The organism is Sulfurivirga sp. (genome assembly GCF_015490265.1).
Taxonomy (GTDB): domain Bacteria; phylum Pseudomonadota; class Gammaproteobacteria; order Thiomicrospirales; family Thiomicrospiraceae; genus Sulfurivirga.
Map to the genome: position 1 here is coordinate 1 of NZ_WFYD01000081.1, position 10,278 is coordinate 10,278.

A 10,278-nucleotide genomic window follows, 5' to 3' on the forward strand; every position below is an offset into this window, starting at 1 on the left:
ACTATCAGAACCTGCAGGCCCTGTTTGACAGCATGCTCGCCTGCGACGGAGTGCACATCGTCCAGAATGAGGAGAAACTGGCGGAACAGCTGCGCCTGTGGGCGGATCAGCCCCGACTGGCCCGACAGCAGGGCGAGCGGGCACAGGCATGCTTCCAGCGCCATCAGGGCGCGCTGGACCGTACCCTCGAGCGCATCAAGGCGGTGCTGGGCGGCCAGTAGAGCACCGCATCCATCACATTGGTGCCCGTCGGCCCCGTCTCGATGGTCTGCCCGATGGCCTTGAGCGCCCCATGGCTGTCAAAGCGCGCCAGCGCCTGTTCCGGTGACCTGCCCGCCCGCTGCAGGCGCTGCCAGGTCTGCCCGTCAGCCCAGCCGCCTGCGGCGTCAGTGGGACCATCGGTGCCATCGCTGCCCAGCGCCACGCACCAGCCGTCAGTGCCGGCCAGCAGACGCGCCATCCACAGCGCCAAGTGCTGATTACGTCCGCCAAGGCCGACATCCGCCGGCAGTGTCACCGTAGCCTCGCCGCCGATCAGCAGCGGCTGCTCAGCCTGCGCCAGCCGATGCACGATCGCCTCCAAGGGGCCGGAAAAGGTTTCCGTCTCCACCTGCAACGGGGCTTCGCTCACTTCGGCTACCGCCTGCAGCCAGCGGGCATTGTCACCCACCAGCACATGAGGCACCCTCGGGCAGACCTTTGCCTGAGGCTGCACCCTGTCGCGCCATCGGGCCGGCAGCGCCGCCCAGTCAGCGGGTTCCGGCAATGGCATGGGACGCAATGGTGCCGATGCGATCACGTCCAGATCATTGCCGGGCACGTCGGAGAGCACGAAGGCGCGCACGGGGCGCGGTGACAGCAGGCGAGCCAGCCCGCCACCCTTGATTTGTGAGAACTGGGCCCGCACCCGATTGATACGGTGAATGGACCAGCCACCGGAGAGCAGCCAGTGGTTGAGCGCCTGCCATTCAGCCAGGTTCATGCCGGGCACCAGCCGCTCCACCAGCGCCGAGGCACCGCCTGAAAGCATCACCCATACGGGCTGCCCGACCGGCAGGACATCCGCCCAATGATGCAGCGCTTCACCTGCCAGAAGAGACGCCTCATCCGGCAGGGGGTGACTCCCTTCCAGCAGAATGGCAGCGGGCGCCAGCGCCTGAATCTCCGAGCGCCAGGGCATCCAGTGCCCGCCTTTGGTGACCCCAAGCACCGTCCCCGGTGTCAGACCATGACGGGTCAGGTACTGCAGTGCCCCCAGCAGCATGGCCGGCGCGGCCTTGCCCAGCGCCAGCAAGGCGGGGGCAGAAGATGGCGGAGGCTGCTCAGCAAGCACCGTGTGCATGCAGTGCCGGCCCTCGACCAGCTGCAGCCCCTGGCGCAGCCAGCGGATGCCGTCAGCGGCCGATGCCATGGTAGGCAAAACCGGCGGCCCGCACCCGCTCCGGCGTATAGATGTTGCGCCCGTCAAAGATCACCGGCGTGCGCATAGACTCTCTCAGCGCCGCCCAGTCCGGCTGCCAGTACGCCTTCCACTCGGTCACCAGCATGATGCCGTCACTGCCGGAGGCGGCCTGCTCGGGGGTGTCGGCCACCGCCACACCGGTACGCTCCTGCTCCGTCAGCGCAGCCAGGAAGGCGTCCGCAGCCGCCGGGTCATGCACGGCCAACCGGGCATCCTGTGCCAGCAGCGCCCGGGCCAACGGCACGCTGGGCGCATTGATCACGCTGGCGGTATTGGGCTTGTAGCTCAGCCCCCACAGGGCAAAGCGCCGCCCCTGCAGATTCCGGTCGAAATGCCGCCACGCCTTACGGAAGAGCGCCTCCTTCTGCTGTTCGTTGATGGCGAGCACCGCATCCAGCAGAGTGCTGTCCACCCCCTGCTCTGCCATGGTGCGCGCCAGCCGCAGCACATCCCGGGCGAAGTTGGGGCCACCGAACCCCACACCCGGATAGAGAAAGTCGAATCCGATGCGCCTGTCCATGCCCAGCCCCTGACGCACCTGTTCCACATCCACGCCGCAGGCTTCAGCCAGCTGGGCGATCTCGTTGATGAAGCTGATGCGCGTGGCCAGCATGGCGTTGGTGGCGAACTTGGTCAGTTCCGCCGCACGGGGCGTGACCACCTGAATCACATCACGGTTGCGGTTGAAGGGCCGATAGAGCTCGCGCATGAGCTCCACCCCTTCCTCATCCTCGCACCCCAGCAGGATGCGCGCGGGACGGGTGTAGCTCTCAATGGCGCGTCCCTCGGAGATGAAATCCGGCTCTACCACTAACGTGCAGGGCCGCTGGGCGGCGATACGCCGCTGCAATGCCTCCGAGGTGCCGATGGGGAAGGTCGCCCGGTTGACGAGCAGGCAGGGCGCGCTCCCTGCCACCGCAATCTCGTCGCACAGAGCTTCAGCCCACCCCTGGCGTTCCGCCGACATGGCGAAAATGAACACCTCGGCGGCCAGGTCACTGTCTCTCTGGGTCACCTGCAACCGGCCGGCCGCTTCAACCCGCTCCAGCAGAGGGATGAGACCGGGCTCGGAGCGGGCACGCTGGCGCAGGAGCGCTTCCGACAGATCGTCAGGCAGCAGCAGCGTGACCCGGTTGCCGGTGTCGGCCAGCACGGCGGCTACCGTCAGTGCCGCCACCGTATCCCCATGCACCTGAATCCTCATGTGCGCATCACCTGTCGAATGTGGTTGAGCAACGGGGCCAGACTGGAATCCTCCGTGCCGTCTTCCGTCTTTTCCAGCTGGGTGCACAGCTCACCCGCAATACGCTTACCCAGCTCCACGCCCCACTGGTCGAAGGGATTGATGTTCCAGATGACGGCGCTGGCGTGCACCTTGTGCTCATAAAGCGCCAGCAGTGCGCCCAGCTGCCAGGGGGAGAGCGCATCCATCAGCAGCAGGGTGGAAGGCCGATTGCCCGGATAGCGCCGGTGGGGGTCCGGGTGATCGGCACCGAAGGCCAGCGCCTGGGCCTGTGCCAGACAGTTGGCCAGGTTGAGCCGCTGATGCGCCTTCACATCCGGCAGCGCCCACTCGTCGGCTCGCACCGCCGTGATGAAGTCGCACCAGATGGTCTCCGTGCCCTGATGCAGCAGCTGGTAGAAGGCGTGCTGCGCCGTGGGTCCCGTCTCCCCCCACAGTACGGCGGCGGTGTGACGCGTCACGGGTGTGCCGTCCCGCTGCACGGACTTGCCGTTGGACTCCATCTCCAGCTGGGCCAGATAGCGGGGCAGGAGCGCCAGTCGTGCGTCATAGGGCAGCACCGCATGGGCATGGGCACCCAGCAGGTTGTGGTTCCATACATCGATCAGCGCCAGCAGCAGCGGCAGATTCTCCTCCGCCGGAGCGGTGCGATAGTGGTCGTCCATGGCCGCTGCACCGGCCAGCAGCTGTGTGAAGCCCTCCATCCCCAGCCACAGAGCGATGGCGAAGCCCACCGTGGACCAGAGAGAATAGCGCCCGCCGACCCACGCCCAGAAACGCAGCTGATGATCCGCCGGAATGCCCCATTCATCCACGCGTTCCGCCGCGGCGGAAATGCCGATGAAGTGCAACCGCTTAAGCTCCGCCGCCGGCAGACCGCTGGCCACTTCCAGCCAGGCCAGCGCCGAAGCGGCGTTGGTCAGCGTGTCCACCGTAGTAAAGGTCTTGGAGGTGACCACGAAAAGGGTGGTCTCCGGGTTGAGCCGGGCCAGCGTGCGCGCCAGCTCTCCCCCATCCAGATTGGCCACGAAGTGCAGGCCCACATTGCAGTGGGGATGACGGAACTCCTTCAGGGCATCCACCACCAGCTGCGGCCCCAGGTCGGACCCCCCCACGCCCAGATGCACCACATCCGTGATGGCCCGACCGCTGTAGCCTCGCCACTGACCGGCATGCAGCCGGGCCACCAGCTTTCCCATGCGCCGCTGCTGGGCGCGGATGGCCGGAATGACATCCTCACCGTCAACAAGCACGGGCGCATCCGTCTGCTGCCGCAGGGCCGTGTGCAGCGCCGGACGGTTTTCCGTCACATTGACCGGCGCCCCGGTAAATAATGCCTCCCGGGCACCGGCCACATCCGCCGCCTCGGCCAACGCCAGCAGATGCTTAAGTGCTTCGTCATCGATCAGCTGCCGGGAAAAATCCACATAGAAACCCAATGCCTGGCGCGCAAAGCGGGCCGACCGCTGCGGATCCGTCTCGAACAGCGCGTGCAGCGAACGGTGTCTCAGTCGCTCAGCCTCCGCCTGCAGTCGCTGCCAGGCCGCATTCAATGCTGTTGTTCGAGCCATTGGCCGAAGGCCTCGCCCAGCTGAGGATGATGCCGTCCCCATTCGACAGTAGCCTTGAGATAGCCCAGCTTGTCGCCGCAGTCAAAGCTGCGCGCGCGCATGTGCCACGCCTCCACCGTGGCCTGACGCAGCAGCGCATCCAGCGCGTCGGTCAGCTGGATTTCTCCCCCCGCGCCTGGCGGTGTCTGCTCAAGCAGCGCCATGACCGCGCCATCCAGCACATAGCGCCCCACCACGGCCAGATTGGAAGGCGCCGCATCAACCGGTGGCTTTTCCACCAGCCGCGAGATAGGTGCCGCCTCGCCCGGGCCGAGCGGACGGCCACCGATGTCCACCACGCCATACTTGTCCACCTGATCCTGCAGCACCGGTTCCACCATGATCTGGCTGGCGCCGGTGGCCTCGAACCGCTCCATCATGACACGCAGATCATCGCCCGGCGTCTCCTCACGCAGCAGCACATCCGGCAGCAGCACGGCAAAGGGCTCGTCCTGCACGAAAGGGGCGGCGCAGGCTACCGCATGCCCCAGACCCTTCGCCTCCGCCTGCCGCACGGCGGCGATATGCACGCCAGGCGGGCAGGTATTCCGGGCTACCTCCAGCAAGGCATCCTTGCCGCGGCGAGCCAGTTCGGTTTCCAGCTCGTAATTCTTGTCGAAATGATTCTCGATGGCCGACTTGCTGGCGTGGGTCACCAGAATGATGCGTTCGATGCCGGCGCCGGCCGCCTCCTCCACCACATACTGGATGAGCGGCTTGTCCACCAGCGTGATCATTTCCTTGGGCACTGCCTTGGTGGCGGGCAGAAAGCGGGTGCCCAGCCCGGCGACGGGCAGAATGGCGGTCCTGACCGGTTTTCCTGCCATATTTCCTCCTCGATTTCGGCGCGGCAGCGCCGCACACCGTAAAAATGGGGGAGACCCCGTTTCAGATGACTCTGGAATAGCGCGCCGGCTTGCGGTTGAGATAGGCGTCGAACACCATGGCGATATTGCGGATCAGCAACCGTCCACGCGGCTGCACTTCCAGCCGGTCGGCAGAAAGCGTCAGCAGACCATCGGCCTCCATCTCCTCCAGTGCCGCCAGCGCGTCGGCGAAGTAGTCGTTGAAGTCGATGCCCCACTGCCGGCCGAGCGCGGCGAAATCCAGCTCGAAGTTGCTCATCAGCTTCATGATCACATCACGGCGGATCTCGTCATCCCGGCTCAGCGTCACCCCTCGGAAGATGGCCAGCTCGCCGGCGTCGATGCGGGCGTAGTAGTCGGGCAGGTCCTTCAGGTTCTGGGCGTAGGTGTTGTCCATCAGCGAGATGGAGGTGGCGCCCATGGCCACCAGGTCGCAGTCGGCATGGGTGGAGTAGCCCTGAAAGTTGCGGTAGAGGGTGCCGGCGCGCTGGGCCACCGCCAGCTCGTCATCCGGCTTGGCGAAGTGATCCATGCCGATATAGACATAGCCCGCCTCGGTCAGGTGATCGATGGTGGCCGACAGAATGGCCAGCTTCTCCTCCGGCGAGGGCATCTTGGCCGGATCCATGCGCTTCTGGGTGGGGAAAAGCTCCGGCAGGTGAGCGTAGTTGAAGACGCTGAAGCGGTCCGGTGCGACGGCGATCAGCCTGTCCAGCGTCTCAAGGAAGCTCTCGCGCGTCTGGTAAGGCAGGCCATATATCAGATCCACGTTGATGGACTTGAAGCCCGCCTCCCGTGCGGCGTGCAGCACCTCGAAGGTTTCCTCCTCGCTCTGGATGCGGTTGACCGCCTTCTGCACCTGCGGGTTGAAGTCCTGCACGCCCAGGCTCATGCGGTTGAAGCCCAGATCCCGCAGCAGCCGCACCGTCTCAGCCGTAGCCTCGCGCGGGTCGATCTCGATGGAATACTCCCCGCTGTCATCCTCCAGCAGATTGAAGTGGGCGCGGGTCTTCTCCATCAGCGCCTTCATCTCGTCATGACTGATGAAGGTGGGCGTGCCGCCACCCCAGTGCAGCTGAGCCACCCTGCGCGCCGGGTCGAACAGCGCGCCCTGCATTTCGATCTCCCGGAACAGCCGGTCCAGATAGGGTGTGGTACGGCTGCGGTCCCGCGTCCACACCTTGTTGCAGGCGCAGTAGAAGCACACGGTGTCGCAGAAGGGAATATGGAAGTAGAGCGACAGATCCCGTCCGCTGGCGTTGGAACGCTCGGCCGCGGCGCGGTAGTCCTCCGGACCGAAGGCGTCGGTGAACTGCACCGCCGTGGGATAGGAAGTGTAGCGCGGCCCGGCGCGGTTGTATTTTTCAATCAGCCCGGCGTCAAACTCGATGGATTGTGTCTTCACGCAAATGCCCCTTGTCATCCAGAATGCCGGCCCACAGCTGGTTGCGCCCGCTTTCCTTGGCCCGGTAGAGCAGCTGGTCCGCCGCAGCGAACACACGCGGATCGGGCGGTACCTCCTCCAGGCCATAGGGCAGCTCCACGGATGCCATGCTGAAGGTTATCGGGTCGGACAGCTCACAGTCCCGGGCCAGCTGACGGGCATCATACTGCGCGAACAGGCGCTTGCCAAACTGCAAAGCGCCCTCTTCATCCCGGTGCAGCGTAACGATGGCGAACTCCTCTCCACCCCAGCGGTAGAGATGGTCGTCATCCCGCAACATCGACTGAATGGCCATGGCAAAGCGACGCAGCACCTCATCACCTTTCAGGTGTCCGAAGGTGTCGTTGATCTTCTTGAAATGGTCAATGTCCAGCAGATGCAGCCCGAGATGCAGATCATAGCGCCGTGCCAGCTTGAGCGCCTTGTGGTAGTCCATCTCGAAGCTGTGACGATTGGGCAACCCCGTGAGCACGTCGCGGGTGGCCACCTCGATGAAGGCCCGGTCTATCATTTCCAGCAGCGTGGTGGACACATCCTCCGACGCCGCCTCCATCTCGTCGATCAGTTCCAGCGCCGCATCTGGCGGCCCCGCTCGCGCCACCTTCAGCATCTGCGCGCCCAATGCATGGACGCGCCGATGCGCCTCATCGAAGGCCTCGCGATGCTCCGGGGCAATCAGTGACCACCCCTCCGCCTCGAGCCAGCGCCCCAGCTGACAGCGTGCGGGATCCAGCTCCAGATTCTTCGGCAACGTCTCCCCCAGGGCCAGTTCATAGGCGATCTGCTTCCAGCGCTGGTGGTCCCGGTAGGCCTGGATCAGACGGGATGGCGCCGGCTGCTCGATCATGGAGAACATGTGTTCGAACCGCCGCACCTCGAACTCGGCCCGTTCCCGCATGCGGGCAAGCACGTGCGACAGCTGAAACACCGCCGTCAGGATGGTCTGCGCCATGTCCACATTGTGGCAAAGAGCGCGGGCCAGCCGCGGCGCATCCAGTGTCTGGCCCAGGTCCACGAACTGCTGACGCAGGTGGCTCATCAGCACCATGCTGTCCGTTTCCGTCAGCGCCTGCTGACGCCAGCTCAATGCCTGCTGATAGACAATGGAAAAGAAGCCATCCTGCCGCTCTCCCAGCAGCAGAAGACGGAAAAACGCCCGGCTCATCAGGCTTTCGATGGACTTGCCATAGCGTTGATGGCTCCAGCCACTCAGTTCGGCCCACAGCTTGGGCGCCATCCTGTCCAGCGTCTCTCTGTGAAGATCGAGCTCCGCCTCGTCCTGTGGCTGAATGCCGACCAGGCTCTTGATGGCCTGCAGATTAACCATGCTTCTTCTCCAGTCGCCACACCTGATGGATGCGCCGGTTGCGGGCAAAATCCGGCGGCAGGGTCGCCGCAGTCAGGTCCGTCACCGTCCACGCCTGCGCCACCACCGGGTCCAGCCGGAAACGGCGCAGATTGGTGGAAAAGAACAGCACGCCGCCATTGTCCAGCAAATGCCCCGCCTGTTCAATCAGTTGCGCGTGGTCCCGCTGAATGTCCAGTGTCCCTTCCATGCGCTTGGAGGTGGAAAAACTGGGCGGATCAAGGAAGATCACATCAAAGCGGCCTATTCCCCGTGGCGGACGGGCCAGCCAGCGCAGCACATCCGCACGCTCCAGCCGGTGCGCCCCTGCATCCAGCCCGTTGAGTTCCAGATTGCGCCGCGCCCATTCCAGATAGGTGCGCGAAAGATCCACGCTCACGCTTTTCGCCGCCCCGGCCACCGCCGCCTCCACCGTGGCGCTGGCGGTGTAGCAGAACAGGTTGAGCAGCCGCCGGCCCCGGCTCGCCTCGGCCACCACGCGGCGCACCTGGCGGTGGTCGAGAAACAGGCCCGTGTCCAGATAGTCATGGAAGTTCACCCACAGGCGGGCGCCGTTTTCCATCACCTGATGAAAGTCCCGCTTCATGTCCAGTGGCTGATACTGCGAGCGCCCCTTCTGACGCTGGCGCACCTTGTAGACCACCTGCTCCGGCGTCACGCCCAGCGCCTCCGGCAGCACCGCCATGGCCTCCAGCAGGTGAGCGCGCGCCTTGCGAGCGTCCACCGACTTTGGCGGCGCGTACTCATACACCACCACCCAGCGCCCCGCATCCAGGGTGTCATACATGTCCACCGCCAGCGCGTATTCCGGAATATCCGCATCGTAGGCGCGGAAGGCGCAGACGCCGTCCCGCCTCAGCCAGTTCTTCAGCCGGCGCAGATTCTTGCGCAGACGGTTGGCGAACATCTGCGCGCCCGGACGCGTCTTCCACTCCGGCAGGCGGGCCGCCACCTGCGCCGCCACATCCGCTTCCATCCGGATGGGCGGCTCGCGAAAGCACTCTGGCTCGACCCGGTAGCGTACCAACCGGCATTCCAACGCCCCGTTGCGGAACGAATGCTTTTTCTCCGGCCTCAACCCGATCTCCGGCACCAGATCCTCGCGGCAGGTGAGCACCCCGGCCTGCCAGCCGACAAAGTACGTTTTAAGCAGCGCGCCCAGCTGGGCGTAGAGCCCTCGCAAATCCTGCGCCCGCCCCAGCCGCTCTCCATAGGGCGGGTTGGTCACCACCAGCCCCGTTTCCGCTTCCACGCCCGTCTGATCGGCCAGCGCCGCCTGATGCAGCGTGACGCGCCGGGTCAGTCCGGCCTGTCTGAGCACCTGCCGGGCGGCCTCAAGACTGCGCGGGCTCACATCCCGTCCTTCGATGCGCAGAGGGCGCTGCCAGCCGGCCTCATGACGTTCGATCGCCTCGGCCACCAGCCGCTGCCACAGTTCGGGGTCATGGCCGCGCCAGCACAACAGGCTCATGCGCGCAGCATTGTCCAGCTGAGGGGCCCGGTCCAGCGCCATCCACGCCGCCTCCACCAGAAAGGTGCCGCTGCCGCACATGGGGTCCACCAGCGCGCCGCCGGCGGCATGCACCGCCGGCCAGCCGCTGCGCAGCAGCACGGCGGCGGCCACGTTCTCCTTCAACGGCGCATCGAAGGTCACACCGGCCCGGTAGCCACGCTGGTGCAGCCCGAACCCGCTCATATCCAGATAAAGCTGCAACCGCCCCTTTTCCACATGGGCATGCAGCGCCAGCCGCCGGCCTTCCGTCTGCACCGGCGGCCGGCGTCCGACCCGCTCGCGCCAGTGGTCCACTACCGCATCCTTGACCCGCAGTGCACCGTAATGGGTATGCCGCACCCCCGCGCCCTGTCCGGTGAAGGAGACGGAAAAGGGCGTGTCCGCCGTCATGTGCGCCGCCCAGTCCAATGACCGCACTGCCTGATGGATCTCGTCCGGCGTGTCCACGGCCACATCCAGCAGCTTCAGGTAGATGCGGTTGGCCACCCGGGACCACAGTAGCGCGCGACAGCCGGTCTCCAGCGAGCCTTCGAAGCGCACACCGCGTGGGTTCAGGCGAAGCGCCTGCGCGCCCGCTGCGCGCAGCTCATCGGCGAGAAGCTCCACGCCTCCGGTTGGCGCTGTGGCAAAATAGCGGTATGTGTTCATGTTTTTTCAAAAATTCCAGATCATGTTGCGCCTCATTCTAACGGCAATGCTGCTCTGCACCGCCGCCATGGCGCAGGCGGCCCAGCGTCCGGCGGATAACGCCGCCTTTCAGAAGTGGCTGTGGCA

The 10,278-nt window shown here is 65.5% G+C and carries 7 protein-coding genes and 1 pseudogene; 1 reads left to right on the plus strand and 7 read right to left on the minus strand.

Annotated features, from left to right (window positions below; all coding sequences use genetic code 11):
• Nucleotides 1-221 (plus strand): annotated as a pseudogene (locus F8K16_RS05615) (3-deoxy-D-manno-octulosonic acid transferase); the annotation flags it as partial.
• On the opposite strand, the gene F8K16_RS05620 reads toward F8K16_RS05615, so the two are convergent.
• The 7 genes from F8K16_RS05620 to rlmKL all read right to left on the minus strand — a co-directional run bounded on the left by F8K16_RS05620 (nt 164) and on the right by rlmKL (nt 10,152).
• Nucleotides 164-1,411: a DUF4147 domain-containing protein gene (locus F8K16_RS05620; protein ID WP_294948090.1), complete on the minus strand. Its 1,248-nt coding sequence runs from the start codon at nt 1,409-1,411 to the stop codon at nt 164-166. The pseudogene F8K16_RS05615 and the gene F8K16_RS05620 overlap by 58 nt on opposite strands.
• Entirely contained in the window at nt 1,395-2,666 is a 1,272-nt protein-coding gene (locus tag F8K16_RS05625; protein ID WP_294948092.1) for a nucleotide sugar dehydrogenase, read from the minus strand. Before F8K16_RS05625 ends, F8K16_RS05620 begins: the two co-directional genes overlap by 17 nt.
• Nucleotides 2,663-4,276: a glucose-6-phosphate isomerase gene (gene pgi, locus F8K16_RS05630; protein WP_294948094.1), complete on the minus strand. Its 1,614-nt coding sequence runs from the start codon at nt 4,274-4,276 to the stop codon at nt 2,663-2,665. The genes F8K16_RS05625 and pgi overlap by 4 nt, the downstream gene beginning before the upstream one ends.
• Nucleotides 4,255-5,142: a UTP--glucose-1-phosphate uridylyltransferase GalU gene (galU, locus tag F8K16_RS05635; RefSeq protein ID WP_294948096.1), complete on the minus strand. Its 888-nt coding sequence runs from the start codon at nt 5,140-5,142 to the stop codon at nt 4,255-4,257. The genes pgi and galU overlap by 22 nt, the downstream gene beginning before the upstream one ends.
• A 61-nt stretch (nt 5,143-5,203) precedes the next feature.
• Nucleotides 5,204-6,586, minus strand: coding sequence for an oxygen-independent coproporphyrinogen III oxidase (gene hemN, locus F8K16_RS05640; protein WP_294948098.1), 1,383 nt, complete (start codon nt 6,584-6,586; stop codon nt 5,204-5,206).
• Nucleotides 6,561-7,952 carry a diguanylate cyclase gene (locus F8K16_RS05645; RefSeq protein WP_294948100.1) on the minus strand — a complete coding sequence of 464 codons (1,392 nt, stop codon included), beginning with the start codon at nt 7,950-7,952 and terminating at the stop codon, nt 6,561-6,563. Before F8K16_RS05645 ends, hemN begins: the two co-directional genes overlap by 26 nt.
• Nucleotides 7,945-10,152 carry a bifunctional 23S rRNA (guanine(2069)-N(7))-methyltransferase RlmK/23S rRNA (guanine(2445)-N(2))-methyltransferase RlmL gene (gene rlmKL, locus F8K16_RS05650; RefSeq protein ID WP_294948103.1) on the minus strand — a complete coding sequence of 736 codons (2,208 nt, stop codon included), beginning with the start codon at nt 10,150-10,152 and terminating at the stop codon, nt 7,945-7,947. The genes F8K16_RS05645 and rlmKL overlap by 8 nt, the downstream gene beginning before the upstream one ends.
• Nucleotides 10,153-10,278 lie beyond the last annotated feature (126 nt).

Bases quoted from the DNA above. Each gene is read 5' to 3' on its own strand.
- F8K16_RS05620 (WP_294948090.1), bottom strand. From the start codon at position 1,411: ATGGCATCGGCCGCTGACGGCATCCGCTGGCTGCGCCAGGGGCTGCAG.
- rlmKL (WP_294948103.1), bottom strand. From the start codon at position 10,152: ATGAACACATACCGCTATTTTGCCACAGCGCCAACCGGAGGCGTGGAG.
- pgi (WP_294948094.1), bottom strand. From the start codon at position 4,276: ATGGCTCGAACAACAGCATTGAATGCGGCCTGGCAGCGACTGCAGGCG.
- F8K16_RS05625 (WP_294948092.1), bottom strand. From the start codon at position 2,666: ATGAGGATTCAGGTGCATGGGGATACGGTGGCGGCACTGACGGTAGCC.
- F8K16_RS05645 (WP_294948100.1), bottom strand. From the start codon at position 7,952: ATGGTTAATCTGCAGGCCATCAAGAGCCTGGTCGGCATTCAGCCACAG.
- galU (WP_294948096.1), bottom strand. From the start codon at position 5,142: ATGGCAGGAAAACCGGTCAGGACCGCCATTCTGCCCGTCGCCGGGCTG.